The 25,861-nt window shown below is 71.7% G+C and carries 20 protein-coding genes; 11 read left to right on the forward strand and 9 right to left on the reverse strand.

Annotated elements, in window-relative coordinates; translation table 11 throughout:
- Window positions 1-76 precede the first annotated feature (76 nt).
- Window positions 77-991 carry an HpcH/HpaI aldolase/citrate lyase family protein gene (locus ACJMNC_RS06080; protein WP_408947051.1) on the forward strand — a complete coding sequence of 305 codons (915 nt, stop codon included), beginning with the start codon at window positions 77-79 and terminating at the stop codon, window positions 989-991.
- Window positions 992-1,038: 47 nt separating this feature from the next.
- Entirely contained in the window at window positions 1,039-2,730 is a 1,692-nt protein-coding gene (locus tag ACJMNC_RS06085) for a hypothetical protein (RefSeq protein WP_408947052.1), read from the forward strand.
- Here the strand turns inward: ACJMNC_RS06085 and ACJMNC_RS06090 are convergent.
- Window positions 2,673-3,809: a glycosyltransferase family 4 protein gene (locus ACJMNC_RS06090; protein ID WP_408947053.1), complete on the reverse strand. Its 1,137-nt coding sequence runs from the start codon at window positions 3,807-3,809 to the stop codon at window positions 2,673-2,675. The two genes, ACJMNC_RS06085 and ACJMNC_RS06090, sit on opposite strands and share 58 nt — an antisense overlap.
- Before the next feature lie 29 nt (window positions 3,810-3,838).
- On the opposite strand from ACJMNC_RS06090, the gene ACJMNC_RS06095 reads away from it, so the two are divergent.
- A complete protein-coding gene (locus ACJMNC_RS06095; RefSeq protein ID WP_408947054.1) occupies window positions 3,839-4,600 on the forward strand; it encodes a class I SAM-dependent methyltransferase in 762 nt (253 codons plus the stop codon).
- 52 nt (window positions 4,601-4,652) lie between these two features.
- Here the strand turns inward: ACJMNC_RS06095 and ACJMNC_RS06100 are convergent, their stop codons facing one another.
- The 7 genes from ACJMNC_RS06100 to ACJMNC_RS06130 all read right to left on the reverse strand — a co-directional run bounded on the left by ACJMNC_RS06100 (window position 4,653) and on the right by ACJMNC_RS06130 (window position 13,395).
- Window positions 4,653-5,444, reverse strand: coding sequence for a hypothetical protein (locus ACJMNC_RS06100; protein WP_408947055.1), 792 nt, complete (start codon window positions 5,442-5,444; stop codon window positions 4,653-4,655).
- Between the two features lie 16 nt (window positions 5,445-5,460).
- Complete coding sequence (locus ACJMNC_RS06105; protein ID WP_408947056.1) at window positions 5,461-8,007, reverse strand: ABC transporter permease; 2,547 nt, start codon at window positions 8,005-8,007, stop codon at window positions 5,461-5,463.
- A gap of 24 nt (window positions 8,008-8,031) precedes the next feature.
- Window positions 8,032-8,805: an ABC transporter ATP-binding protein gene (locus ACJMNC_RS06110; RefSeq protein ID WP_408947057.1), complete on the reverse strand. Its 774-nt coding sequence runs from the start codon at window positions 8,803-8,805 to the stop codon at window positions 8,032-8,034.
- A gap of 164 nt (window positions 8,806-8,969) precedes the next feature.
- Complete coding sequence (locus ACJMNC_RS06115; protein WP_408947058.1) at window positions 8,970-10,796, reverse strand: phosphoenolpyruvate carboxykinase (GTP); 1,827 nt, start codon at window positions 10,794-10,796, stop codon at window positions 8,970-8,972.
- Between the two features lie 115 nt (window positions 10,797-10,911).
- Window positions 10,912-11,271: a DUF6802 family protein gene (locus ACJMNC_RS06120; RefSeq protein WP_408947059.1), complete on the reverse strand. Its 360-nt coding sequence runs from the start codon at window positions 11,269-11,271 to the stop codon at window positions 10,912-10,914.
- Window positions 11,271-12,614 (reverse strand): hypothetical protein, encoded by a 1,344-nt coding sequence (locus tag ACJMNC_RS06125; RefSeq protein WP_408947060.1) that lies wholly within the window; start codon window positions 12,612-12,614, stop codon window positions 11,271-11,273. Before ACJMNC_RS06125 ends, ACJMNC_RS06120 begins: the two co-directional genes overlap by 1 nt.
- Window positions 12,607-13,395 (reverse strand): hypothetical protein, encoded by a 789-nt coding sequence (locus tag ACJMNC_RS06130; protein ID WP_408947061.1) that lies wholly within the window; start codon window positions 13,393-13,395, stop codon window positions 12,607-12,609. Before ACJMNC_RS06130 ends, ACJMNC_RS06125 begins: the two co-directional genes overlap by 8 nt.
- A gap of 155 nt (window positions 13,396-13,550) precedes the next feature.
- Between ACJMNC_RS06130 and trmB the strand changes: the two genes are divergently transcribed.
- The 5 genes from trmB (at window position 13,551) to ACJMNC_RS06155 (ending at window position 20,091) form a co-directional block, all read left to right on the forward strand.
- On the forward strand, window positions 13,551-14,438 hold the full coding sequence (trmB, locus tag ACJMNC_RS06135; protein ID WP_408947062.1) for a tRNA (guanosine(46)-N7)-methyltransferase TrmB: 888 nt from the start codon (window positions 13,551-13,553) through the stop codon (window positions 14,436-14,438).
- Window positions 14,435-15,091, forward strand: coding sequence for an NYN domain-containing protein (locus tag ACJMNC_RS06140; RefSeq protein WP_408947063.1), 657 nt, complete (start codon window positions 14,435-14,437; stop codon window positions 15,089-15,091). Before trmB ends, ACJMNC_RS06140 begins: the two co-directional genes overlap by 4 nt.
- Before the next feature lie 175 nt (window positions 15,092-15,266).
- Complete coding sequence (locus ACJMNC_RS06145) at window positions 15,267-18,407, forward strand: MMPL family transporter (protein WP_408947064.1); 3,141 nt, start codon at window positions 15,267-15,269, stop codon at window positions 18,405-18,407.
- 35 nt (window positions 18,408-18,442) lie between these two features.
- Window positions 18,443-19,627 carry a YbhN family protein gene (locus ACJMNC_RS06150; protein WP_408947065.1) on the forward strand — a complete coding sequence of 395 codons (1,185 nt, stop codon included), beginning with the start codon at window positions 18,443-18,445 and terminating at the stop codon, window positions 19,625-19,627.
- 29 nt (window positions 19,628-19,656) lie between these two features.
- The gene (locus ACJMNC_RS06155; protein WP_408947066.1) at window positions 19,657-20,091 is read left to right on the forward strand and encodes a DUF3054 domain-containing protein; all 435 of its coding nucleotides are present in this window, start codon (window positions 19,657-19,659) and stop codon (window positions 20,089-20,091) included.
- Between the two features lie 10 nt (window positions 20,092-20,101).
- Here the strand turns inward: ACJMNC_RS06155 and ACJMNC_RS06160 are convergent, their stop codons facing one another.
- Entirely contained in the window at window positions 20,102-21,745 is a 1,644-nt protein-coding gene (locus tag ACJMNC_RS06160) for an NTF2-like N-terminal transpeptidase domain-containing protein (protein ID WP_408947067.1), read from the reverse strand.
- A 131-nt stretch (window positions 21,746-21,876) separates the two neighbouring features.
- Here ACJMNC_RS06160 and ACJMNC_RS06165 point away from each other — a divergent pair, with 131 nt between their 5' ends.
- The 3 genes from ACJMNC_RS06165 (at window position 21,877) to ACJMNC_RS06175 (ending at window position 25,859) form a co-directional block, all read left to right on the forward strand.
- Entirely contained in the window at window positions 21,877-22,608 is a 732-nt protein-coding gene (locus tag ACJMNC_RS06165; RefSeq protein WP_408947068.1) for a pirin family protein, read from the forward strand.
- A 38-nt stretch (window positions 22,609-22,646) separates the two neighbouring features.
- The gene (locus tag ACJMNC_RS06170) at window positions 22,647-24,629 is read left to right on the forward strand and encodes a M13 family metallopeptidase (protein ID WP_408947069.1); all 1,983 of its coding nucleotides are present in this window, start codon (window positions 22,647-22,649) and stop codon (window positions 24,627-24,629) included.
- A gap of 234 nt (window positions 24,630-24,863) precedes the next feature.
- Window positions 24,864-25,859: a R2-like ligand-binding oxidase gene (locus tag ACJMNC_RS06175; protein WP_408947070.1), complete on the forward strand. Its 996-nt coding sequence runs from the start codon at window positions 24,864-24,866 to the stop codon at window positions 25,857-25,859.
- Window positions 25,860-25,861 lie beyond the last annotated feature (2 nt).

A 25,861-nucleotide genomic window follows, 5' to 3' on the forward strand; every position in this document is an offset into this window, starting at 1 on the left:
CGCCACCGCGGTGGGCACACCCGCTTTCCGACAGACCCACTGAGCGCACGCTCGAGTAGACAGCAGGCATGAGTCGATGTACGACACCGAACCCCTCTCTGAGCCCGACCCCACCGACATCGGATCCCGCATCGATCCGGTCCTCGCGCGGAGCTGGCTACTGGTGACCGGATCCCAGGCCGAGCGCTTCGAGCCGGCCTCCCGGTCCCGCGCCGACATCGTGATCCTCGACATCGAGGATGCGGTGGCCCCCAAGGACAAGCTGACCGCCCGCCAGAACGTGGTGGACTGGATGAACGCAGGCCACTCGGACTGGGTGCGCATCAACGGCTTCGGGACGCCGTGGTGGGCCGACGACATCGCAGCCCTGTCGCAGACCGGTGTCGGCGGCATCATGCTGGCGATGGTCGAGTCGGTCGACCACGTGACCGAGACCGCCCGCCGGCTGCCGAACGTGCCGATCGTCGCACTGGTGGAGACCGCCCGCGGCCTCGAGCGCATCACCGAGATCGCCTCGGCGAAGGGCTGTTTCCGGCTCGCCTTCGGCATCGGCGACTTCCGGCGCGACACCGGCTTCGGCGACAACCCGACCACCCTGGCGTACGCCCGGTCGCGGTTCACCATCGCCGCCAAGGCCGCCAACCTGCCGTCGGCGATCGACGGCCCGACCATCGGCTCCAATGCCCTCAAGCTCAGCGAGGCCACCGCGGTCAGCGCCGAGTTCGGGATGACCGGCAAGATCTGCCTGACGCCGGATCAGTGCGCGGCGGTCAACGACGGGCTCTCCCCCTCGCATGACGACATCAAGTGGGCGCGTGAGTTCTTCGCCGAGTTCGAGGCCGAGGGCGGGGAGATCCGCAACGGCTCGGATCTGCCGCGCATCGCCCGGGCCACCAAGATCCTGAATCTGGCCCGCGCCTACAACATCGTGCCGAGCGACTACGAGTCCGCCGAGCATCAGTCGGCCCCGACGGACACCTACCACTTCTGAAGGACCCGGATCTGAGGGACCGGGGCGGCGGACCGGTGCTGTATGCGGTGAGCGCAGTGCTCACCGCGGTGATCTGCGGGCCGTTCTTCGGCGGCTATCTGCTCCACCGGGATGCGGTGGCCACCCCGCGGCTGCCGCTGTCGGCCGCGGCCTTCGGCATCGACGGTGCGCCGCCGCGCGCCGTCCCGCAGGACGCCGTTCTCGGCGTGCTCTCGCGGGTGGTCGACGGCGGACTGCTCGTCGCGCTGATCACCGCCGGCGCCCTGCTGGCCGCCGGAATCGGTTACGGCCGGCTGGCGCAGGCCCTGGTGCCCGGCTGCGGCGGCGCGGGTGCGGCGGCCGCCGCGATGGTCGCGATCTGGAATCCGTATGTGGCCGAACGGCTGCTGCAGGGGCACTGGAGTCTGCTCACCGGGTACGCGGCCCTGGGCTGGCTGATTCTGGCGGTGCGCCGGCTGGCGGCGCACCCGTCGTGGCGGGATGCGCTGATCACCGCCGGGCTGCTCGCCGCGGCCGGCCTGACGCCCACCGGATCGCTGCTCGGGCTGGTGGTCGCGGTGCTCACCGCCGCCGTGACGACCGGCGCCCGGCGCACCGCTCTCGCGGTGGTGCTCGGCGGCTGGCTGGTCACGGCGCTGCCCTGGCTGGTGGCGGCGGCGGTCGCCGACGACAGTACCGGGGCGGTCGGCGGCGGCGCGCTGTTCGCCGCCCGCGCCGAACCGTGGCTGGGCACCCTCGGCTCGGTCGCCGGGCTCGGCGGCATCTGGAACGCCGACGCGGTGCCGGCCGGCCGGCGCACCGGCTGGGCGCTGGCCGCCACGGCCGCCCTGCTCCTGCTGGTCGCGCTGGGCTGCCGCGAACTGTGGCGCCGCCGGGCGCGCACCGGGGCGATGGTGCCGGCGTTGGCCGGGCTGGCGGCCGTGACCGTCCTGCTCATCGGACTCGCTGCCGCCGGACCCGGTCTGGCCGTGATGGACGCGCTGCTCACCAGCGTGCCCGGTGCCGGGCTGTTGCGCGACACCCAGAAGTTCGCCGCCCTGGCCGTCCCGTTCTTCGCGCTCGCCGCGGCGGCCGCGGCGAGCGCACTGCGCCGCTGGGTGCCCAGCGGTTTCGCCGTGGCCGCCGTCGCCCTGCTGGTGGTGGCCCCGCTACCGGAGCTGGCCTGGGGTGTCGGCGGCGGCGTGCGTCCGGTGTCCTATCCCGACGACTACGCCCGGGTGACGGAGCTGATCGGCCGCACCGGCACCGGGGTGGCGGTGTGGCCGGACGACACCGTGCGCCGTTTCCCGTGGAACCACGGGCCGTCGCTGTCGCCGCTGCCGCGGATGATCGATGCTCCGGTGCTCACCGGCGGCGCCCTGGTGGTGGACGGGCAGGCGGTGGATGCCCCCACCGAGCGGGGCGCGGCCGTCGGGCGGGTGCTGGCCGACGGCGGAGATCCGCAGGCCCTGGCCCGGCTGAACGTGGGCTGGGTGATCGTCGAGAACGCCGCACCACCGCCGCTGCTCGCCGCACACGGCTCACCGGTGTATTCGGGCCGCTGGCTGACGGTGTTCGCCGTCGACGGTGCCGGGAGCCGGCCGGCGGCCGGGGCAGGCGCCTGGGCGGCGGCGATCGCCGCCCTGAGCCTGTGGTTCGCCGCCCTGATCGGCGGACTGGGTGCGGCGGTGGGCCGGGCCGTTCAGAGCAGGTCGGCCAGCACCCGCTGCACACCGTCGGCGGTCGACTCCCAGGAGTAGCCGGCCGCGCGCGCCTGCGCCTGCCGGCCGAGCTCGCTGCGCCGGTCCGGATCGTCGAGCAGGGCGGCCGTGGCCGCAGCGAGCTGCCCGGGATCGTCCACCAGCACCCCGGTGACGCCGTCGACGATCGAGTCGGTGAGTCCGGCCGAGCTGCGGTAGCCGAGGGTCGGCACCGCATGCTGTGCCGCTTCGATCACCACCAGACCCCAGCCTTCCTTGGCCGAGGGCATCAGATGCACGTCGGCACGGGCCAGGAGTGCGTGTTTGGTGCGCTCGTCCACGTGGCCGTGAAAGCTCACCTGCCCGGCGACCCCGGCGCGGACGGCCGCGGCCCGCAGTTCCGGCGCCCACCAGCCGTCGCCGACCACGTCGAGGACCACCTCGCGCCCCTGCTCGCGAAGCCGGGCCAGCACCTGCAGGGCGTGCTCGACCTGCTTGTGCGGAACCAGCCGGGAGACCACGATCAGCCGCTGCGGCCCGGCGGCGCCGCGTTCGGGACGGCCGCCCGGAACGGCGGGCACCGGATCCACTCCGCCGCGCACCACGGTGATCCGTTCCCGGTCCACGCCCAGGTCCACCAGTTCCGCGGCCGACGGCGCCGAGACGGTCAGGTACCGGCTGCCGCGGTGGATCCGCGGGGACAGCCGCGACTCGATCAGCCAGCCGAGCCGGGCCAGCAGCGGGCCGGCCACCGGCCACTGCTCACGGTGACAGTGGTGCACCAGCACCACCACCGGCGCCCGGGTGACGAGCCGGGCGAAGAAGGGCACCCCGTTCTGGGTGTCGATCACCACCGACGGCCGGTAGCCGGCCAGTCGCCCGCGGCCGGCGCGGGCGGCGATCAGGGTCAGCAGTGCCCGCGGGTAGACCGTGAGCCGGCCCCCGGCGCGCAGCACCCGGACCCCGTCGCGCCACTCCGAACGGGCCGAGCCGGGATAACGGGCGGTGAGCAGGGTGACCCGCAGGCCGCGCGCGGCCAGCTCGGCGCCGACCCGCTCGAGGTAGCGTTCACTGCCGCCCCCTTGCGGATGGTCGGTGTCACGCCAGCACAGCAGCAGCAACTCGGTCGGCTCGTTCACTGCCGTCCAGGTTATGCCAGAGTGGCAGCATGCCCGCCCCGCCTCCCCCGCCGGCCGTCTTCGCCCGCCGCGCCACGCTCGCGCGCGCCTGGCGGCTGCTGCGCGAGTTCGGTTATGAACAGTCCGATCCGGACCGCTTCTATTCGGCGCTCGCCGAGGACACCGCGGTGATGGTCGCCGACCTGTACGGCGAGCCGCTGAGCGGGGCCACGGTCCTCGACGTGGGCGGCGGCCCCGGATTCTTCGCCGACGCCTTCACCGGCCGCGGCGCGCAGTACCTGTCGGTGGAGCCGGACGCCGGCGAGATGCACGCCGCCGGAATCGACCACCGCACCTGTGTCCGCGCGCAGGGCCAGCATCTGCCGCTGCGCACCGGGTCGGTGGACGTCTGCTATTCGTCGAACGTCGCCGAGCACACCGCGGCGCCGTGGGCGATGGCCGACGAGATGGTGCGGGTGACCCGGCCCGGCGGACTGATCGTGCTCAGCTACACCCTGTGGTGGGGTCCGTTCGGCGGGCACGAGACGGGGCTGATGCACTACCTGGGCGGTCACCGGGCCGCACGCCGGTACACCCGCCGGCACGGCCGGCTGCCGAAGAACCTGTACGGGGTGTCGTTGTTCCCGATCACCGCACAGGCCGGCCTGGACTGGGCGCGCCGCAGCCGCGGCGCCGAGCTGTGCACCGCCTTCCCGCGCTATCTGCCGCGCTGGGCGTGGCCGGTGGTCGCGGTGCCGGGGCTGCGCGAGGTGGCCGCCACCAATCTGGTGCTGGTGCTGCGGCGCCGCTGACGCCCGGCCGTCCGCTCGACCCGGCCGGACCCCGGCCGTTCGGCCGGTACGGCTACTCGTCGAGCACGGCGGCGCAGGAGATGGGTCCGCCGCTGCTGGTGGAACTCGCGAGCAGATCCTCCCCGTGCAGGATGGTGCAGGTCACGGTGCCGCCGACGACGATCCCGCCGACCGCCGCGCGACCGCCCGGGCCCACGTTGGCGCGCACCGACCAGGGGGCGCCGGTGGCGGCGACCAGCTTCTCGCCGGCGGTGGTCGCATAGGTCACGCCCACCAGGTTGCCGCTGCCGGTGAACTGGTAGGTCACCGCGCCGGGCGCCGCCGTGGGCCGGGACCCGCCGCTGGGCTCACTGCTGCTGGTGGCCGTGCTGCTGGTGGTGGTGCTCGGCGTTGTGGTCGACGAGGCTGAGTCGGTGGTCGAGGTGCTCGCCGACGGGCCGGACGCGGCCGGCCCGTCACCGCCGTCGTCGTCGAGGTTCCGGAAGACCAGGAGTCCGGCCAGCACCAGCACCGCCAGCGCCAGGATCACCAGCAGGCTCAGCAGCACCGTCCGGCTCCGGTTGCGGCGCGGGGGCGTCTCGTCCGGGGCCTGGTACGGCGCCTGTCCGTAATATCCCGGCGGGCTCTGGGAGTACGCGGCGGCCGACTCATAGCCCTGTCCCGCACCGGTGCCCGGCTCGATCGGCGCGGTAGCGCCCGGCTGCCCCGTGGGACCGAGCGGTGCCGTGGGATCGAGCGGCGCAGGGTGATCCACCGGGTCGATCGGCTCGAAGCGCCGGGTGGGCGGCCGGTCCCCATCTCCCGGCCGCCCGTCTCCCGGTTTCCCGTCTTCTGGGTGGGTCATCCCTCTAACGTACCGATCATTCCTCGGCGATCGCCTCGAGCGGTTTGGTGCGTGCGGCCGAGATCGCCGGCCACAGTGCGGCGATCACGCCGACCACACCGGCACCGACCAGCGTGATGACGATCAGCGACCACGGGACGGCGACCACGTCCAGTCCCCAGTGCCCCAGGGCGTAGACCAGCGGCAGCCCGATGGCCAGTCCGGCGACCACGCCGAGCAGCGCACCGAAGATCGAGATGTACACCGACTCCAGGTAGATGGTGCCCTGCACCTGGCGCCGGGTGAGCCCGATGGCGCGGAGCATGCCGATCTCCCGGCGCCGCTCCACCACCGACAGCGCGAGGGTGTTGATGATGCCGAGCACCGCCACCACCAGCGCCAGCCCGAGCAGCGCATACAGGATCACCAGCATCTGGTCGATCAGACTGGAGAACTGGTTCTTGTACTGCTGACGGTCCTGCACCTGCGCGGTGAGGAAGGGTTCGACGGCCTGCTCGAGCTGATCGCGCAAGGACTGCTCGGACACCCCCGGCTTTCCGGTGACCAGCGCGGCGGCCATCATCCGGGTGGCCTGGGAGGGCACCAGCTCGTCGAAGGCCGCATTGCCGATCACCCAGTTGCCCAGGGCGGCGCTCTCCTCGTAGATGCCGTCCAGGGTCACCGTGACATCGGTGCCGGTGGTGGAGGTGAAGGTCACCTGCTGCCCCACCTTCCAGCCCTCGTCCTCGGCGGACTTCTCACTGGCGAGCATGCCGTGCTCGGGAACCTCCAGGACGCCCTGCTTCATGGTCACGTTGATGACATCGCTGAGCGGGCCGCCGACCGGCGTGAACGCGGCCACGTCGTCACCGTCGTAGGTGGCATAGGCCATGTCCAGCGCCACCACGGTCTGCGCATCGGGGACCTTGGTCAGGGCGGGGCCGACGGCCGACGAGAGGGGTGCGCCTGCATTGCCGCTCACCACGAAGTCCGCGGCCAGCTCCTTGTCGATGCCCTCGTTGATGGCCGCCTTGAAGGAGGCGCCGATGGTGCCGATCACCACCACCAGGATCAGGCCGATGGTCAGGGCGAAGGCCGTGGCCGCCGAGCGCCGCGGATTGCGCACCGCATTGGTGCGGGCCAGCTTGCCGACCGCGCCGAACGGCTTCTGCAGCAGCCGGCCGATCCCGCCGACCAGCGGCCGGGACAGCGCCGGTGCGGCCAGCACCACCGCCAGGATCAGGGCCACCGCGCCCCCGGCGACCAGCCACAGCGCACCGGTTCCCTCGGCGGCCGCCGAGGCGCCGAGCAGGACCGCGGCAGCCGCCGTCAGGCCGATGCCCACACCGGTGCGCACCCGCAGCGAACGCCCGCCCGGCTCGGCCGAGGACTGCCGCATGGCCTCGACCGGCGGGATCCGGGAGGCGCGCCGCGCCGGGATCCAGGCCGAGAGCAGCGTGACCACGATGCCCACGACGATGGCCGCGATCACCGCGGCGGGGCGGATCGTGAGGCTGTCGGTGGGCAGGCCCGACGACGCGGTGACCGCGCGCAGGATGGCCGCCATCCCGATGCCCAGCCCCAGTCCGAGGCCGCCGCCGATCACGCCGACGACCAGCGCCTCGGTGCGCACCGACCGGGCCACGTTGGTGCGGCTCGCACCGATCGCCCGCAGCAGCGCCAGTTCCTTGTTCCGCTGCGCCACGATCATCGAGAAGGTGTTGAAGATGATGAAGGTGCCCACGATCAGGCCGATCGCCGCGAAGGCCAGCAGCACATACTGGATGACGTTGAGGAAGTCGCCGACGGCGGCCTTCTCGTCCTCCCGGACCTGCTCGCCGGTGCGCACCTCGTACCGTCCGTCGCCATCCGGATCGAGCAGCGCGGCCACCGCGTCGCGCGCCTTCTCGTCGCTCACCCCGGCCGCCGCGCTCATGTCCACGGTGGACACGTACCGGCCGTCGGAGAACAGCTTCTTCGCCTGCTCGGCGGAGAACTGGATGTTGGTGAAGCCGCCGGTGGAACCGGGCATGTCGAGCAGCCCCACCACCGTGACCTGCATGGGTTCGGTGGTGCCCGCGCCGAACGCGACCCGGGTGGTCTGCCCCACCGTCAGGTCGGCCTTCTCAGCGGCCTCACGGTTGATCACCACCTCGCCCGGTGCCGCCGGAGCGTGACCGGACACGAGCTTCAGACCGGCGGTGTCGATGGATTCGCCGGGCGGGGTGTAGGCCGAGCCGATGCTGGGGGCGCCGCCGGTCTGCAGCGCCTTGCCGTCGGCCTTGGCGATGGTCACCGGACCGGAGTAGTCCACCTGGACCCGGTCGATGCCCAGCTCGCCGCGGTGCTCGCGCAGCTGGTCCACCACCTGGACGGGCACACCCGGCGAGTTGTCGTCGGCCGGGGTCACCTCGACGGCCACCCCGCGGGCCACATTGTCGAAGATCGAGTCGAAGGCCGTCTGCACGGTGGCGGTGAAGATCAGCGCGGCGGCGACGAAGCTGGTGCCGAGGACCACCGAGAAGACCGTGAGGACGAGCCGGAGTTTGTGTGCGGCAAGGCTTCTGAGCGAAACCTTCCGCATCGCTGAGGACCTGGAGGGCATCGGTCAGTTCCCCTCGGCGTCGTTCTTCGGCAGGTCCAGGGTCCGCATCACTTCGAAGACGTCGTCGGCGGTCGGATGGGCCAGTTCGGCGGAGAACCGACCGTCGGCCAGGAACACCACCCGGTCGGCGTACGACGCGGCATGCGGATCGTGCGTCACGATCACCACGGTCTGACCGAACTCGTCGACGGCGGCACGCAGGATCGACAGCACCTCCCCGGACGAGCGGGAGTCCAGATTGCCGGTGGGTTCGTCGCCGAAGATGATGTCCGGCCGGCCCACCAGGGCGCGGGCGCAGGCCACCCGCTGCTGCTGGCCGCCGGAGAGTTCGCTGGGCCGGTGCTCGAGCCGGTCCTGCAGGCCGAGCCGCTGCACCACCGAGTCGTACCACTGACGGTCCACATCGCGGCCGGCGATGTCGAGCGGCAGGGTGATGTTCTCGGCTGCGGTGAGCGTGGGTACCAGGTTGAAGGCCTGGAAGACGAAGCCGATCCGGTCGCGGCGCAGACGGGTCATCTCGTTGTCGCCGAGCCCGTCGAGGGCCACGTCGCCGATGTGGACGGTACCGGAGGTGGCGGTGTCCAGCCCGGCGAGGCAGTGCATGAGGGTGGACTTGCCCGAGCCGGACGGGCCCATGATGGCCGTCACCTGCCCGGCCTCGAAACCGATGGACACGCCGCGCAGAGCATGCACGGTGGTGTCCCCGGATCCGTAGGTCTTCACCAGATCGTCGGCGCGTGCGGCGATGCCGCGTGAGGTCGGTGCTGTCGCTGTCATGGACTACAGGCTTCCAGAGCGGACCTGTCAGCGCTATGGGGGACAGCCCGGAGATGCACCCGGGGTTTGCCGGAGGACCTCCCCGGATGCGGCCGGCCACGACGACGGCGACGGCGCCCCGGAATCCGGGGCGCCGTCGCCGTGATGGTCTGTGAGCCGGGCGATCAGCCGAGCCGCTGGCGCAGCCCGTCGAGCTCGTCGCGCAGCCCGCTGGGCAGCCGGTCGCCGACGAAGGAGAACCACTCGTCGATGCTCGGCAGCTCGTTGCGCCATTCGTCCACGTTCACCGCGAGCGCCTCGGCCACGTCGGCCGGATCCACGTCCAGGCCCGTGGTGTCGAGCTCGGCCGGATCGGCGACGATGCCGATCGGCGTCTGCACACCGGTCACGGTGCCCTCGATGCGGTCGACGATCCACTTGAGCACGCGGCTGTTCTCACCGAAGCCCGGCCACAGGAAGCGGCCGTCCTCGCCGCGGCGGAACCAGTTCACGTAGAAGACGTGCGGCAGCTTGTCGGCGTCGGCGTTCTTGCCGGTGTCGATCCAGTGCTGGAAGTAGTCGCCGACGTTGTAGCCGAGGAACGGCAGCATGGCCATCGGGTCGCGGCGGACGGTGCCCACCGTGCCCTCGGCGGCGGCGGTCTGCTCGGAGCCGACGGTGGCGCCCATGAAGACGCCGTGCTGCCAGTCCCGGGCCTCGGTGACCAGCGGGACGGTGGTCTTGCGGCGGCCGCCGAAGAGGATCGCCGAGATCGGCACACCGGCCGGATCGTCCCACTCGGGGGCCAGGCTCGGGCACTGGCTGAGCGGGGTGCAGTAGCGGGAGTTGGGGTGTGCGGCCTTCTCGCCCGACTCGGGGGTCCAGTCCTGGCCCTTCCAGTCGATCAGGTGCGCCGGCACCGGGCCGTCGATGTCCTCCCACCAGACGTCGCCGTCGTCGGTGCGGGCCACATTGGTGTACAGGGTGTTGCCGTCGGCGATGGTCTTCATCGCGTTGGGGTTGGAGGAGTAGCTGGTGCCGGGGGCCACGCCGAAGAAACCGAACTCCGGGTTCACCGCGTACAGGCGGCCGTCCTCACCGAACCGCATCCAGGCGATGTCGTCGCCGACGGTCTCGGCGCGCCAGCCCGGCAGGGTGGGCTGGATCATCGCCAGGTTGGTCTTGCCGCAGGCAGACGGGAAGGCGGCGGCCACGTAGTAGACCTTGTCCTCCGGGCTGATCAGCTTGAGGATCAGCATGTGCTCGGCCAGCCAGCCCTCGTCGTGGGACATCGCCGAGGCGATGCGCAGCGCGTAGCACTTCTTGCCCAGCAGCGCGTTGCCGCCGTAACCGGAGCCGTACGACCAGATCACCCGGTCCTCGGGGAACTGGACGATGTACTTGTCCGGGTTGCACGGCCAGGCCACGTCCTCCTGGCCGGGCTCGAGCGGGGCCCCGACCGAGTGCAGGGCCTGCACGAAGAAGCCGTCGTCGCCGAGCGCCTCGAGGATCTGCGGGCCCACGCGGGTCATGATCCGCATGGACAGGACCACGTACTCCGAGTCGGTGATCTCCACGCCGAGTTTGGGATCGTCCGAGCCGAGCGGGCCCATGCAGAACGGGATGACGTACATGGTGCGGCCGCGCATGCTGCCGCGGAACTTCTCGGTGAGGGTCGCCCGCATCTCGTCCGGGTCGACCCAGTTGTTGGTGGGACCGGCATCCTCTTCGGTCTTGGAACAGATGAAGGTGCGCGACTCCACCCGGGCCACGTCGGCGGGATCGGAGAGCGCCAGGAACGAATTCGGCCGCTTCTCCTCGTTGAGCTTCACCATGGTCCCGGCGTCCACCAGCTGCGTGGTGAGGCGGTCCCATTCTTCGTCGCTGCCGTCGGACCAGACGACCCGATCCGGCTGGCACAACTCGGCGACCTCAGCGACCCAGGCCAGCAGCCCGGCATGTTCGGTGGGGGCGTTCCCGGGCTCGAGTCCGGGAATGGTCGCAGCGGTCATAAAGCTGTCTCCTCGACGATCTGGCAGTCTTCCGCGCGCGGCATCACGAGCGCAGTCGCCCCACATGATACGCGGATTCCACGCCCTCCAGACAGGGGCTTAGGTACTAGCGCTCTCAGTCCAGCCGGCCGAGCCCGGTCGGCGACCAGAGCCCGGTCTGCGGGTCCAGATCGCTGACCCGGCACTCGCCTGACGCGTCGAGCTCGGTGATGCGATCGACGCGACCGTCCAGGTCGCGATCGGAGTACACGGTCACCGAGTCGGCGGCCGTCCTGGTCAGCGACTCGGGGATGCCGTCCGCGTCGGCGTCGTCGGCGGCCGGGCCCAGGTCCCACAGCGAGCCGCCGTCGAACATCCACAGGTGGCCGGCCAGGTCGCCGCCGGGAGGTTCGCCGGATTCGCCCGGGCAGCCGGTGAGACATTCCTCACCGTCGCCCGGTTCGGCGTCTCCCGTCACGGAATCCCATTCGGTCATCACGCCCCCTCACCGGTGCCGGCGTGCGCCGCCGGCCGGGCACGCTCGCTAGAAGGTTGGACGCAGCGGGGCGCTGTTCGGTTCCATATCTCTGCGGTCAGGCGCGCCTCTGCGGCGCTGATCCGGGCGGCCAGCGACTGTTCGAGTCCGGCCCGGGCGGCGGCGAGGGTCTCCGTGGTCCACCGGAGAGTGGCCGCCCGGCGCGCACTCTGCCGCCGGACGATCACGATCCCCGCCGCCAGCGCGAGCCCGACGACGGTGGTCAGCAGAGTGCCGAGCACCCCGAAGCCGGCCCAGGACACCAGCGGGGTGAGCACCGTCCGGCCCAGACCGAGTCCGGCCGAGGCCCCCAGCGCCAGCACCACGGCGTCCTCGGCGCCGGGCCGCAGCGCCGGCTCGGGCCCGGTGTCCGCCGCGGCGAGCGGCGGGAACGGCTCCCCCGGGTCTGCGCCGCCGGGCAGCCCGAGCAGGGCGGCCGCCCGGATCTGGTCCAGTTCCCCGGCGGACCGGCGATCGAGAGTGCACTGCCAGCTCTGCAGCCGGCCGGTGAGCCAGGTCCGGTAGCCGGGCGGGTCCAGGCGGCGCAGGCCCCGGCAGTGTTCGGCCGCGGTCCGGTGCAGATCCCGCAGTCCGGTGCGGACGTCGGCGCCCAGCTCGGCGCGGGCGGCGGTGAACCCCGCCCGGGCACCGGCGATGCGTTCGGCCCGGTGGCGCCCCGGGTCCGGCGCGGGGGCCGGGTCCGGACCGGCAGGCTCCGCGCGCCGGGATTCGGTGGACGGCGGCGCACCCGGGGACCGGACTGCTGCAGTGGTCCCGGACGGGGCCGCGCACCAGCGGACCAGATCGGCGAGCGCCTCCCGGGCCGCGGGCTCTCCGGCCGCGGCCAGAGCCGCCGACACCGCGAACACCGGCAGCCGCCGGCCCGGGTCGAGCCGGGCCCGCGCCTGCTCGAGCCGGTGCGGCCAGGCCGGCTCGGCTTCGGCCCGGCAGAGCACCAGCGCCACCGGCGCACCGGCCGCGGTCAGCGCCGCGAGCATCGCAGTCTCGTCGGATCCGGCCGCGCAGGTCGGGTCGAGGGCCAGCAGCGCCGCCCCGACCCGGCCGTCCCCGGCCGGCGGACCGCTTTCGGCCCGCCCGGCAGCAGTCGACCGTGCGGCGGCGGACAGAGCCGGGTCCGACGGGGCTGCGTCCGACAGGGCTGCGTCCGACAGGGCTGTGTCCGACAGGGCTGTGTCCGACAGGGCTGCGGCGAGCTGCGCCGGTTCGGCGCCCACCGGACCGGACACCAGCACCGGCACCCCGCCGACGTCCACCGGCCGCCCGGCCGGTCCCGGCTCACTCACGGCCGGCCCGCTGGGCGAGCAGTTCGATCCGGTCCCGGCCGGGACCGGCCGCGGCCAGCGCGGACAGCTCTGCGGCGAAGCGCGCATCGCGCCGGCGGCGCACGGCCGGTCCGAGTGCGTGTAACGGGGCCACCAGCTGCTCCAGACCGCCGGCGGCCCGCAGCAGCCCGGTGGCCGCCGCCGCGTCGAGCTCCGCCCCGCCCGGTCCGGCCAGCGCGGCCAGCAGCCGGCTCAGTCCGTCCGGACCGTAGCGGTGCAGCATCCCCGCCCGACGCCGGCGCTCGGCGCCGGCCGCGACGTCGACGAAGCCGGCGGGCAGGGCGGGCACCCGCACCCCGGCACCGGCCCAGCCGCGCAGCAGTGCGAGGTCGTCGCCGTCGACCCGGGCGCCGCCGGGCAGCGCCGCCACCGGATACACCGGCCGGCCGAGCCGGGCGGCGGCCTGCCCGGCCAGCGCGGCGGCCCGGACCTGCCCGCCCCGCTGATCCGCCCGGCCCGCCACCACCAGCACCGGTATCCGGTATCGGGCGAGTGCCCGCAGATCACAGCCGCGGACCCCCGCACCGAGGACCTGGCAGATCAGATCATCACCGGCCGGATCCTCACCGGACTGCTCGCACCCGTCCCGGAGCGGTCCGCATCGCGCGTCCACCCGGAACCGGGTGACCAGCGCCGCCGCCAGAGTCCGAACCCCCACGCCCGGATGCCCGCACACCCGGATGCGCAGCGGCGCCCGCCGCGCCCGATGCAGTTCCCGCAGCGCCTCGTCCACGTCGCCCATGACCGTCCCTCCCCCACGTCCGGTGTGCGCACCGTAACGACCGCCGGTGCCTCGGCACGGGCTTTCCGCGGGCCCGCCCTCCCGCTGTGGACAACTCCGGCCGCGCCCGGTGGACGGCGCTCGATTCCGGCGCGGATTGGTCCCGGCCGCCGCCGATGCGCGACGATGGTGCGGTGAACACCGACGCCACTGCCGGTTCGGGCGATGCGATCGACCGCTCCCGGCTGTACCCGCGAGTCACCAGTTTCCGGTTCCGCCGCGGCGCGCTGACCGCCAATCAGGAACGCAATTGGGAACGGCTGTGGCCCGCCCTGGGCCGGGATCTGCAGATCGGCCCGGACCGGGAACCGGAACCACCGCTGGATGCCGACGCCTGGTTCGGTCGCACCGCACCGCTGATCGTCGAGGTGGGCAGCGGCACCGGGATCTCCACCGCCGCCATGGCCCACGAGGAACCGGAGGCGAACGTGGTGGCGGTGGAGGTCTACCAGCCGGGTCTGGCGCAGCTGGTGGGCCTGATCGACCGCGGCGGGCTGACCAATGTGCGGATGGTCCGCGGCGACGCCACCGTGGTGCTCACCGAACTCGTCGGCCCCGACAGCCTCACCGGCGTCCGGGTCTTCTTCCCCGACCCGTGGCCCAAGTCGCGGCACCACAAACGGCGTTTCCTGCAGCCCGGCACTCTCGAGCTGATCGCCGAGAAGCTGCGCCCGGGCGGTGTGCTGCACATCGCCACCGCCCACGCCGACTACGCCGGCTGGATCGCCGAGCTGCTGGCCACCCAGGACCCTCGGCGCCCGCACGTGGTGCCGCTGACCTTCGACTCGCCGATCCTGCTGGACCGGCCCACCACCAAGTTCGAGGGCCGCGCCGAGCGGGAGGGCCGCGAGGTCAACGAGTTCGTTTACGTCAAACCCTTTCCCCGGACCAAAGCCGCCGATCGGCCGCGCGGGGACGAGCCGTCCGCGAACATCGTCTCTGCAGACGCCTCCCCGGCAGCAGCCGGGGAGCGCCCCCTGACCGACGAAGCAGGTGAGCGATGACCCCGGCCGATTTCGCCCAGACCATCTCCGGCACCGCGACCACGCCACGCGTGCTGCTGGTGTGGGACGCCCCGAACATGGACATGGGCCTGGGCGGCATCCTCGGCGGCCGGCCCACCGCCGCGCACCGGCCCCGCTTCGATGCCCTGGGCCGGTGGCTGCTCGATCGCACCGCGGCCATCAGCGCCGGCGCCCCGGACCCGGTGGAGCCCGAGGCCACCGTCTTCACCAATATCGTCCCGGGCAGCGCCGAGGTGGTGCGCCCGTGGGTGGATGCACTGCGGAACGTGGGTTTCGCGGTCTTCGCCAAGCCCAAGCTGACCGACGACAGCGATGTGGACGCGGACATGCTCGACCACATCGAGCTGCGCCGGCACACCACCGGCCTGGCCGGCCTGGTGGTGGCCTCCGCCGACGGTCAGGCCTTCCGCGAGCCGCTGCTCGAGATCGCCGCCGACGGCGTCCCGGTCACGGTGATCGGTTTCCGCGAGCACGCCAGCTGGGCGGTCAGCACCCCGGAGATCGAGTTCGTCGACCTGGAAGACATTCCGTCGGTGTTCCGCGAGCCGCTGCCGCGCATCAGCCTCGACTCGCTGCCCGACGACGGCGCCTGGCTGACGCCGTTCCGCCCGCTCTCGGCTTTACTGAAGTAGCCCTCCGGCCTTGCCTACCTGACCGTCGGCCGCGTTAGGCTGCACCGACCGCACGATCGACCACAGCGGCCCGGCGGAGAGACGGTCGTCACCACGACCGCAGGGATGCTGCGTTCTCTCAGGGTCACCTGAGAGAATGCCGAGCGGGTTGCCCATCGGCAGGAAGGAAACCGGCGTGTTCGGACACATCGGCACATTCGTCTATCGAATGCGCTACACCGTCATCGCCGTACTCGTGGTCCTCATGGGCGGACTGGGCCTCTACGGCCTGGGTCTGGGCAACCACCTCTCGCAGAGCGGCTGGTTCGACGAGGGCTCCGAGTCGGTCAAAGGCTCGCTGATCGCCGACGAGGCCCTCGGCCGCGACCACAAATCCGACGTCCTGCTGCTGATCACCCCGCCCTCGGGCACCCGGATCGACGATCCGGCGTTCGGCGCCCGCGTCGAGCAGGTTCTCGACGATCTGGTGACCAAGTACCCCGACATCGTCAGCCGGGAGAACCCGTCCGGCCCGGACGACACCGAACACGCCGGCTTCCTCGATCCGTTCCCCGACGGCAGCGGCGCCGCCGATCAGGCCGCTCAGCAGATCAAACGCGACCGGATGTGGAACCTGGAGGAGAACACCGGTTTCGTCTCGATCGGGGTGCGCGGCAACGACGACACCACCATCCTGGCCAACTTCCAGACCATCGAGCCCTTCTTCGAGAACCTGCCGGAGAAATACAGCATGCCCGGCGCCACCTTCGAGCTGGCCGGCCTGCAACCGGTGGCCAGCGCGATGAGCCACGGCATGGACGAGGACATCAAACGCGCCGAGTTGATCGGCCTGCCGATCGTCGGTCTGATGCTGCTGTTCGTCTTCGGCGGCGTGGTGGCCGCCGCGCTGCCGGTGCTGATCGGCGGCCTGACCATCGCCGGCTCGCTGGGCATCATGACGATCCTGGCCCAGCTGACCGAGCTGAACGTCTTCGCCCAGTCCGTGGTCACCCTGATCGGTCTGGGCATCGCCATCGACTACGGCCTGTTCATCGTCAGCAGATTCCGGGAGGAACTCGCCGAAGGCTATACCGTGCCGGCGGCGGTCCGGCGCACGGTGATGACCTCCGGCCAGACGGTGGTCTTCTCGGCGACGATCATCGTCGCCGCCCTCGCCTGTCTGCTGATCTTCCCGCAGGCCTTCCTCAAATCGGTGGCCTACGGTGCGATCGCCTCGGTGGCCCTGGCCGCCATCCTGTCGATCACCGTGCTGCCGGCCATCCTGTCGATTCTGGGCCGCCGCGTCGACGCGCTGAGCGTGCCCTTCCTCAACCGCACCAAGACCCGCGAGGAGATCGAGAACGGCTTCTGGGGCCGGCTGGCCGGCTGGGTGATGCAGCACCCGATCAAGACCGCGGTCCCCACCGTTCTGCTGCTGCTGGCGCTGATCATCCCGTTCGGGAACATCGCCTTCGGCGGCATGAGCGAGAAGTACCTGCCGCCGGACAATCCCACCCGCGTGGCCCAGGAACACTTCGACGAGCGCTTCCCGGCCGAACGCACCGAGGAGATCAAGCTGGTCGTCGTCTACCCCGTCGACGACGACGAGGCCGGCGACAAGATCGAGGCGATCGCCGCCGAAGCCAACAAGATCCCCGGCTTCACCAAGCAGTTCTCCACCGATGCGGCCCAGGGCGCCCTGGACGGCGAGTATCGGGAGGCGTACGGCGTCACCCAGATGTCGGCCGGCCTGACCGATCGCGACACCGCCGGGGAGGCCATCAAGGAACTCCGGGACATCGACGATCAGGGGCTCACGGTGTTCGTCGCCGGTACTCCGGCGCTGACCCAGGACTCGATGGACTCACTGATGTCGCGCCTGCCGCTGATGGCGGTGCTGCTGGTCCTGGTCACCGGACTGCTGATGTTCCTGGCCTTCGGCTCGATCATCCTGCCGATCAAGGCGGCCTTGGTCTCGGTTCTCGGGCTGGGCGCCACTCTGGGCATCCTCACCTGGATGTTCCTCGACGGTCACGGCGCGTCGCTGCTGAACTACACACCGGGACCGCTGTTCTCGGCGGTGCTGGTGCTGATCATCGCGATCATCTACGGCTTGAGTACCGACTACGAGATATTCCTGCTCTCCCGGATGGTCGAGGCACGCCAGCAGGGCGCCTCGACCACCGAGGCCGTACGCCTGGGCACCGCGCACACCGGCCGCATCATCACCGCGGCCGCCGCGATCCTGGTGGTGGTCAGTGCGGCGTTCGGGCTCTCGGACATCGTGATGATGAAGTACATCGCCTTCGGCATGATCGCGGCGCTGATCCTGGACGCGACCATCATCCGCATGCTGCTGGTGCCGGCCGTGATGAAGCTCCTCGGCGACGACTGCTGGTGGGCGCCGCGCTGGATGCTCAAGCTGCAGCGCAAGATCGGCCTGGGCGAGACGATCCTCGAGGACGAGCCGCAGTTCAAGGAGGTGCCGGTGCTGGCCACCGGTTCGGTCAGCGCCGGCGGCGTGGTCGCCGTCGCCGAGGCCGAGACCACCGCCCTGCGGGCACAGCAGGCCCGGCCCAAGGCGGGGATGGCCGAGCCCCGGCGGACCGGCAGGTTCGGCCGCCGCGACGACGACGCCGACGCCCCGGACTCGGGGCCGCAGCCGACCGCGGAGGCCACGCTGACCGATCTGGTCGACGACGCCGACGAACCCGCCGAGCCGCAGCGCGCCGAGCCGCAGCGCATCCCGCAGCGCGGCCCCGCGCGAGCGCCGCAGCAGTCCCGCGGAGCGCAACCGGCGCGCCCGGCCGCCGACCCCGCTCCGGCGGCGCCGGCGCGCCCCGCGCCATCACAGCGCTCGGCCGCCGGGCCGCAGTCGGAGAGCCCGGACACCGGCTCCTGGCGGCTCGGCGCGGGCGGCGTCCGCCTGGGCGGTCGCGATCTGCGTCCGCGCCCGCAGGCTCCGTCGGCCCCGCCGCTGCCGCAGACCCCCGCGGCACCGGCCCGGCGGCCCGCCGCCGAGCCGGAACAGCCGCGCCGGACACCGCCGGCACAGCGGAATCCGCAGGTCCAGCCGGACCGGCAGGACTCTCCCGGCCGGCAGGGACCGCAGGCTCAGCCGAGCCGGCCCGGTCCGCGCCGGAGCGCCCAGCCGGCCACCCCGGTGCCACCGCTGACCGGCGCCTCGGCGCTGGATCCGAACGTCGACATCGACCAGGTTCGCTCCTCCCGCAGCGAGGAGACCCCGTCCCGCGAACTGCGCCGTGACCGCGACGGTCAGATCAGCGTGCAGGACCTGCTGCGGCGCAGCCGCAGCCAGCACCCCGAGGACGACTGATTCGTTCTCCGGCCGGGAGACGATAGGGTTTGGCAATGCCCACCGACTCCACCGGCCGGCCGAGCGGCCCCGAGCCGGGTGCCGCCGACGGCGCCCGGGCCGGTCGCCGTTCGTGGACCCGGTGGCTGCGCTGGTTCGCGGTCGTCGCCGTCGTCGCGATCCTGATCACAGAGCTGGTGCTGGCCTGGCCGAGCCTGGAGAAGGCCGGGCGGCGTGTCGGCGACATGCAGCTGGGCTGGGTATTGGCGGCCGCCGTCGCCGCCATGTTCTCGATGGACTCGTATGCGCAGGTGCAGCGGGTGCTGTTGCGTTCGGCCGGGGTCCGGGTGCGTCAGATGGAGTCGCTCGCGGTGATCCTGGCCTCCAACTCGATCTCCCAGACCATGCCCGGCGGACAGGTCCTCTCCCCCGCCTTCGTCTATCGCGAAACCCGAAAGTGGGGAGCGACTCCGGTGGTCGCCTCCTGGCAGCTGGTCATGTCGGGACTGCTGGCCGGCGCCGGCCTGGCGGTCCTCGGCCTGGGCGGCGGTCTGCTGGCCGGTGCGCAGACCAACCCGTTCTCGGTGATCTTCACCGTCATCGGCTTCGTGCTCTTCGTCGTCGTCATGCAGTACCTGGCCGGCCACCCGGAGTCCATCGAGGGCATCGGACGGCGACTGCTCGGCTGGGTCAACAGCCTGCGCAACAAGCCCGTCGAGCACGGCACCGAGCGGCTGACCCGGATCCTCAACCAACTCCGCGCGGTCCGGCTGACCCGCCGCGACGGCATCGAGGCCTTCGGCTGGAGCCTGTTCAACTGGGTGGCCGACGTGGCCTGTCTGGCGTTCTCGTGCTGGGCGATCGGCGCACATCCGAGTCTGTCGGGCCTGATGGTGGCCTACGCCGCCGGCAAGGCCGTGGGCAGCGCCATCCCGCTGCTGCCCGGCGGTCTGGGCGTGGTCGAGGCGGTGCTGGTCCCGGCGCTCACCTCAGCCGGCATGCCGGTGGCCGATGCGGTGACCGCCATGCTGATCTACCGCGTGGTGTCGTACCTGATGATCTCCATCGTGGGCTGGGTGGTCATCGCCGTCCGGTACCGCACGGTGTTCAGCATGCGCGACACCCTGCAGACGCAGATGGCCGAGGAGGAAGAGGGCGAAGAGGCCTACTTCCAGACCCTGGGCACCGAGACCGAGGTGGACCTCGACGACCGGCGCGACGAGGATCCGCCGCGGAATTAGCGGTGCCGCCGCCCGGCTAGGCTGAAGGCATGAGCTCGTCGACCACGTCCCCGTCACAGTCCGGCCTCTCCGCCCGCAGCGTGCTGCTGTGGCCGGCTCTCGCCGATGTGGTGGCCGTGCTGGTCTTCGTGGCGATCGGCCGCAACAGCCATGAGGAGGCGTGGTCGCTGAGCGGCTTCGCCACCACCGCCTGGCCGTTCCTGGCCGGCGCCGCCGTGGGCTGGCTGATCTCGGCCGCCGTCGACCGGCCGCTGTGGCTCCCGGCCCGGATCGTGCCGGCCGGCCTGATCATCTGGGTGTCGACCGTCGTGGTCGGCATGCTGCTGCGGGTGGTCAGCGACCAGGGCACCGCGCTGAGCTTCTGCATCGTCGCCTCGATCGCCACCGCGGTGCTGCTGCTGGGCTGGCGCGCGATCGCCGCTCTGATCCAGCGCCGCCGGACCGGCGGCCCGGCGGACGGCTGAACCGGCCCGATCAGCGCGTGCGGAAGTACTTCTGCGCCACCTGCAGGGCTGCGGTGCCCGACTTCTCGCCTTCGCAGTAGATCACCATCACCGTGTTGCCGGTGACGCCGACGAACCAGCCCGGCCCCTGCGGACCGTTGGTGCCGACCAGCGCGTACAGGCCCGGGGCGCCGGTCAGATCGCTGGCGTCGCCGGTGCGTGCGGTGGTCCGCATGGCGGCGACGATCTGCTTGGCGACCTGCGGGTCGAAGGCGCCGAGCTCGCCGCCGGAGACCTTGCTCTCCGCGCCCTTGATCACGAACGGCGCCACCGAGGAATCGGTGCCGTCCGCCGACCGGGCCAGGGAGACGCCCAGCGCCCCCATGCTCAGCATCGAGGCGCTGAAGTTCTGCGGGTGGAACGCGGCGGCGGCCACCTTGGGCCGTCCGCTGCCCGCGCGGGGCGCGGCCACACCGGGCACCGTGTAGCTCAGGCCCAGCCCGAGGGCGTGCATCTGCTGCTCGGCGGGCTGGTCACCCTGCCCGGTGTCGGTGTTCTCGTCGATCGACGAGAACACCGGGTCGAGGGTCGAGCCGGTCGGATAGGCCACGTCGGCGGTGATCTTCCGCTCGGCGGCGGCCGAGTTCTGCGCCATCGCCCGGATCGCGCCGGACCGGGCGTCGAGGGTCATCATGGTGGCCGGCTGCGCCACCTCGACGACCGTGTCGCCGAGGGTGAGCTGTTCGTTCATGTTGACGGTGCTCATCACGTCGGGCCCGGGTTTGCCCTGTTCCCCGGCCAGCCGGGAGGGTTTCGCGCCCGGCACCGCCAGCTGCACCTGCCAGCCGGCGGTGGCATCGCGGATGGCCTGCCAGTAGTTGGTCAGCCCCGCCGAGAGCGGCGAGGAGAGCCGGCGGTCGGACATCACCAGTTCGCCGGTCGTGCGCACGCTGACGCCCTTGATCCGGCTCGGATCAGAGGCCAGCACCTTCATGTCCGGATCGCGCAGGGTCACCGCGATCACCTCGCCGCCCTGCGCGGCGACCAGCTTGTCGTTGATCACACTCGCGGTGACCAGCGGGGCGATGGGTTTGATGGCGGCCGCGAGCTCGTTGACCGACTTGCGCACGTTCTTGGTGGCCGCGGGGTCGATGACGATCTGGTTGACCGGCTCCATCTGCATGAAGGTCTTGCCGGTGGCGCTGCGCACGGTGGGCGCCGGAGTCGCATCGGTGCGCACCATCTGCAGGTGGCCGTCGACGGGCATGCCCGAGTGCAGCAGCCCCGGCTCCCACTGCACCTTCCAGCCCGAGGACAGCCGGCGCACGCTGCCGGAGGTCTTCGATTCGAACGACCGGTCGTCCGACCAGTGCCAGGTGGTCTGCAGGGTGAACGAGGCGGTGCCGTCGGTGTACTCGATGGTCTTGAGCACCTTGGCGTCCACGGTCTTCGGGTGCATGCCGGCGAAGGTCTCGCCGAGCGCCTCGGAGGCCTGCGTCGGGGAGGTGGTCAGGTCGGCGGCCACCTGAGCGTCCTGCCCGGCCAGCGCGCCGGCGAAGGCGCGCGCGGCCCGGGCGGCGTCGCTGTCACCGTCACCGCCGCACGCCGTCAGGGCGAGCGTGCAGGCGGCCACGACGCCCAGCGCCGTGGCCGGACGGGTCCACCACAGATTCACATTCACAATTGTCACTCGGGTAACACCCACATACCAAGTCATGACCTTACGAGTGCGAATCAGTGTGGTCACGATACGACAACGCCGCCGGGCTTTGCGCCTGGTCGGCCGACACCGGGATAATCGTCGCCATGACCGCCGCCGTGACCGTCCTGCGCAGCGAAGAACGCCTGCTCACCACCACGGACTGGCTGCGCTCCCGGCACGGCTTCTCCTTCGGCGATCATTACGACCCGGACAACACCCACCACGGCGTCCTGCTGGTTCAGAACGACGAGATCGTGCAACCCGGCCAGGGCTTCGACACCCACCCGCATCGGGAGACCGAGATCGTCACCTGGGTGCTCGACGGCTCGCTGGTGCACCAGGACTCGCAGGGCCACAGCGGAGTGGTCTATCCGGGCCTGGCCCAGAGGATGAGCGCCGGCACCGGCATCGAGCACTCCGAGCGCAACGACCGCGTCGAGGCCCCCGCCACCCCGGTGCACTACATCCAGATGTGGGTGCTGCCCGACGAGACCGGCGCCGACCCCGGCTACGAGCAGCGTGAGATCGGCGCCGAACTGGCCGGCGGGGAACTCATCGCGCTGGCATCGGGGGATCCGGCCCACGATTCGGCCATCCGGATCCGCAACGCCGCCGCCACCCTCTGGGTGGCCCGGCCGCCGGCCGGCGCCGCGATCGCCCTGCCCCGCGCCCGCTTCACCCATCTGCTGGTCACCCGCGGGCGGGTGGCCGCGGCCGGGACCGAGCTGTCGGCCGGCGACACCCTGCGGGCCGGTGACCTCGGCGGCGAACCGGTGCGCGCCGTCACCGACGCCGAGATCCTGGTGTGGGCCATGAACAGCGCACTGGGCGAGTGAACGAGCCGGGCGGACATCGCGCGCCCGGACCGTGCACTATGGAGATCGTGACTACCGAGCAGATCTCCGGCATCGACCTGCAGTGGGTCGACGACGACGTCCGGGCCGCCGACGACCTCTACACCCACGTGAACGGCCGCTGGCTGGCCGGGCACACCATTCCCGACGATCGCAGCATCGACGGTGCCTTCCACGTGCTGCGCGACCGCGCCGAGGAGAACGTGCGGGCGATCATCGAGAGCGCGGCCGCCGCCGGCGGCGCCTCGGGTTCGGACGAGGTGAAGATCGGCGACCTGTACGGCTCGTTCATGGACACCGAGCACATCGAGGCGCTGGGCACCGGCCCGATCGCCGGCGACCTGGCGAAGATCGCCGCCGTCGCCGATACCACCGAGTTCGCCGCCGTCCTCGGCGACCTGCAGCGGCACGGGGTGGGCGGACTGTTCGGCTTCTACGTCGACACCGACGCGCGCCGCTCGGACCGCTACCTGGTCCATGTGGGCCAGTCCGGTATCGGGCTGCCCGACGAGGCCTACTACCGCGAGGACAAGCACGCCGACACCCGCCGCGCCTACCGCGAGCACATCGAGCGGATGTTCGCGCTGGCCGGGCTCGACGATCCGGCCGGTGCCGCCGCGACGGTGCTGGACCTGGAGACCGCGATCGCCGCCGAACACTGGGACGTGGTGCGCCGGCGCGACGCCGAGGCCACCTACAACCTGTTCGCGCACGCCGACTTCCTCAGTGCCGCCGATGGATTCGACACGCAGCGCTGGATCGATGCGCTGCAGACCAGCGGCGCGCAGACCTTCGACGAGGTGATCGTCCGGCAACCGTCCTTCCTCACCGCCGCGGCCGCACTGGTGGCGCAGCGGCCCCTGGACGAGTGGAAGACCTGGCTCACCTGGCGGCTGCTGCGCTCGGCGGCGCCCTACCTGCCGGCGGCCTTCGTCGACGAGAACTTCGCCTTCTACGGCACCACCCTGACCGGGGCCCCGGCGATCCGCGACCGCTGGAAGCGCGGCGTGGAGTTCGTCGAGCATTCGATGGGCTTCGCGGTGGGCAGACTGTATGTGCGCGAGCACTTCCCGCCGGCCGCCAAGGCTCGGATGGACGAGCTGATCGCCAACCTCGTGGCGGCCTACCGACGGAACATCTCGGAGCTGGAGTGGATGACGCCGGCCACCCGGGAGCGGGCGCTGGCCAAACTCGAGAAATTCACCCCCAAGATCGGCTACCCGGCGAGCTGGATCGACTACAGCTCGCTCCTGGTGGACCGCGGCGATCTGTACGGGAACGCCCGGCGCGCCGCGGCTTTCGACAACGACCGGGAGCTGCACAAGATCGGCCGGCCGGTGGACCGCGACGAGTGGTTCATGACCCCGCAGACGGTCAACGCCTACTACAACCCGGGGATGAACGAGATCGTCTTCCCTGCCGCGATCCTGCAGCCGCCGTTCTTCGATCCGGAGGCCGACGACGCCGCCAACTACGGCGGGATCGGTGCGGTGATCGGCCACGAGATCGGCCACGGCTTCGACGATCAGGGCGCCAAGTACGACGGCGACGGCAACCTGGTGGACTGGTGGACCGACGCCGATCGCGCCGAGTTCGGCGTGCGCACCGCGGCCCTGGCCGAACAGTACAACCGATTCACCCCGGAGGGCCTGGCCCCGGAGCACACCGTCAACGGCGAGTTCACCCTGGGCGAGAACATCGGCGATCTGGGCGGGCTGTCCATCGCGCTGGTCGCCTACCGGCTGGCCACCGAGGGCACCGAGCCCCCGGTGATCGACGGGCTGACCGGCATCCAGCGGGTGTTCTTCTCCTGGGCGCAGATCTGGCGGACCAAGACCCGTGAGGCCGAGGCCATCCGGCGGCTGTCGATCGACCCGCACTCCCCGCCGGAGTTCCGATGCAACGGTGTGGTCGCGAACGTCGACGACTTCTACGCCGCCTTCGACGTGAAGCCCGGCGACGCCCTGTACCTCGACCCGGCGCAACGGGTGCGCATCTGGTGACGCCCACCCCGGCGACGGAGGTCGCAGCTCAGGATGGGGCTCAGGCACCCTTCGCGCGACATGAAAACGTTCGCGCTCCCGACCGATCGGGAGCGCGAAGATCTGAGAGTCGCGCGTAGACGCTCGGCGAATCCTTTCCGGCCGCGACGATCGGGCGGATTCTCCCGCCGGCTCCGGCGGATCGGACTACGGTCGGCGGTGACAGCCGCCACATCGTCGTCGAGGTGAGCCACCATGACCCAGACCCAGCACCCGCCGGCCGGCGCCTCCGCGGATCCGGACCCGGACGCTTCGGCCGAAGTGCGGCACGGCTTCGCGTCGTTGCGCGCCGGCGGACTGCACTGGGATGCCTTCCCGCTGCGGCTCTTCACCAAGGGGAACGCCAAGACCTGGAATCCGGCCGACATCGACTTCTCCCAGGATGCCGCCGACTGGCGGGGTCTGACCGACGAGGAGCGGCGCAGCGCCACCTATCTGGTGGCCCAGTTCGCGGCCGGCGAGGAGGCGGTCACCCAGGACATCCAGCCGTTCATGTCGGCGATGGCCGCCGAGAACCGGTTCGGCGACGAGATGTATCTCGCGCAGTTCTGTCTCGAGGAGGCCAAGCACGCGCAGGTCTTCCGGCTGTGGATGGACGCGGTCGGCCTGACCGACGATCTGCATCCGTTCGTCGCCGAGAATCCGTACTACCGCACGCTGTTCTACGACGAGCTGCCCAACTCCCTGCGGATCCTCCAGGAGGACCCGTCACCGGTCAACCAGGTGCGCGCGAGCGTCACCTACAACCATGTGATCGAGGGCTCGCTGGCGCTGACCGGCTACTACGCCTGGCAGCGGATCTGTGTCAAACGGCAGATCCTGCCCGGCATGCAGGAGCTGATCAGCCGGATCTCCGACGACGAACGCCGGCACATGGCCTGGGGGACGTTCACCTGCCGTCGCCATGTGGCGGCCGACGACCGGCTGTGGCAGACGGTCACCGACCGGATGGGCGAGTTGCTGCCGCAGGCGCTCGGCATGATCAGCTGGGTCGACGACCAGTTCGAGGTGCCGCCGTTCGAGGTGGAGAACGACGAATTCCTCGGCTACGCGGCCGACCGTGCGCAGCGCCGGCTCGGCGCGATCGAATCGGCGCGCGGACGCCCGGTCGAGGAGATCGACCTGGACTATTCGCCGGCCGCGCTCGAGGACACCTTCGGCGACGAGGACGCCCGGGCCCTGCGCGGCTGATC

This window comes from Gordonia sp. VNK21 (assembly GCF_046098115.1).
GTDB lineage: Bacteria > Actinomycetota > Actinomycetes > Mycobacteriales > Mycobacteriaceae > Gordonia.

What these genes read in the sequence shown, in the direction of transcription:
- ACJMNC_RS06080 (WP_408947051.1), top strand. Translation starts at nt 77, where the DNA reads ATGTACGACACCGAACCCCTCTCTGAGCCCGACCCCACCGACATCGGA.
- ACJMNC_RS06095 (WP_408947054.1), top strand. Translation starts at nt 3,839, where the DNA reads ATGCCCGCCCCGCCTCCCCCGCCGGCCGTCTTCGCCCGCCGCGCCACG.
- ACJMNC_RS06100 (WP_408947055.1), bottom strand. Translation starts at nt 5,444, where the DNA reads ATGACCCACCCAGAAGACGGGAAACCGGGAGACGGGCGGCCGGGAGAT.
- ACJMNC_RS06105 (WP_408947056.1), bottom strand. Translation starts at nt 8,007, where the DNA reads ATGCGGAAGGTTTCGCTCAGAAGCCTTGCCGCACACAAACTCCGGCTC.
- ACJMNC_RS06110 (WP_408947057.1), bottom strand. Translation starts at nt 8,805, where the DNA reads ATGACAGCGACAGCACCGACCTCACGCGGCATCGCCGCACGCGCCGAC.
- ACJMNC_RS06115 (WP_408947058.1), bottom strand. Translation starts at nt 10,796, where the DNA reads ATGACCGCTGCGACCATTCCCGGACTCGAGCCCGGGAACGCCCCCACC.
- ACJMNC_RS06120 (WP_408947059.1), bottom strand. Translation starts at nt 11,271, where the DNA reads ATGACCGAATGGGATTCCGTGACGGGAGACGCCGAACCGGGCGACGGT.
- ACJMNC_RS06130 (WP_408947061.1), bottom strand. Translation starts at nt 13,395, where the DNA reads ATGGGCGACGTGGACGAGGCGCTGCGGGAACTGCATCGGGCGCGGCGG.
- trmB (WP_408947062.1), top strand. Translation starts at nt 13,551, where the DNA reads ATGCGCGACGATGGTGCGGTGAACACCGACGCCACTGCCGGTTCGGGC.
- ACJMNC_RS06140 (WP_408947063.1), top strand. Translation starts at nt 14,435, where the DNA reads ATGACCCCGGCCGATTTCGCCCAGACCATCTCCGGCACCGCGACCACG.
- ACJMNC_RS06150 (WP_408947065.1), top strand. Translation starts at nt 18,443, where the DNA reads ATGCCCACCGACTCCACCGGCCGGCCGAGCGGCCCCGAGCCGGGTGCC.
- ACJMNC_RS06155 (WP_408947066.1), top strand. Translation starts at nt 19,657, where the DNA reads ATGAGCTCGTCGACCACGTCCCCGTCACAGTCCGGCCTCTCCGCCCGC.
- ACJMNC_RS06165 (WP_408947068.1), top strand. Translation starts at nt 21,877, where the DNA reads ATGACCGCCGCCGTGACCGTCCTGCGCAGCGAAGAACGCCTGCTCACC.
- ACJMNC_RS06170 (WP_408947069.1), top strand. Translation starts at nt 22,647, where the DNA reads ATGGAGATCGTGACTACCGAGCAGATCTCCGGCATCGACCTGCAGTGG.
- ACJMNC_RS06175 (WP_408947070.1), top strand. Translation starts at nt 24,864, where the DNA reads ATGACCCAGACCCAGCACCCGCCGGCCGGCGCCTCCGCGGATCCGGAC.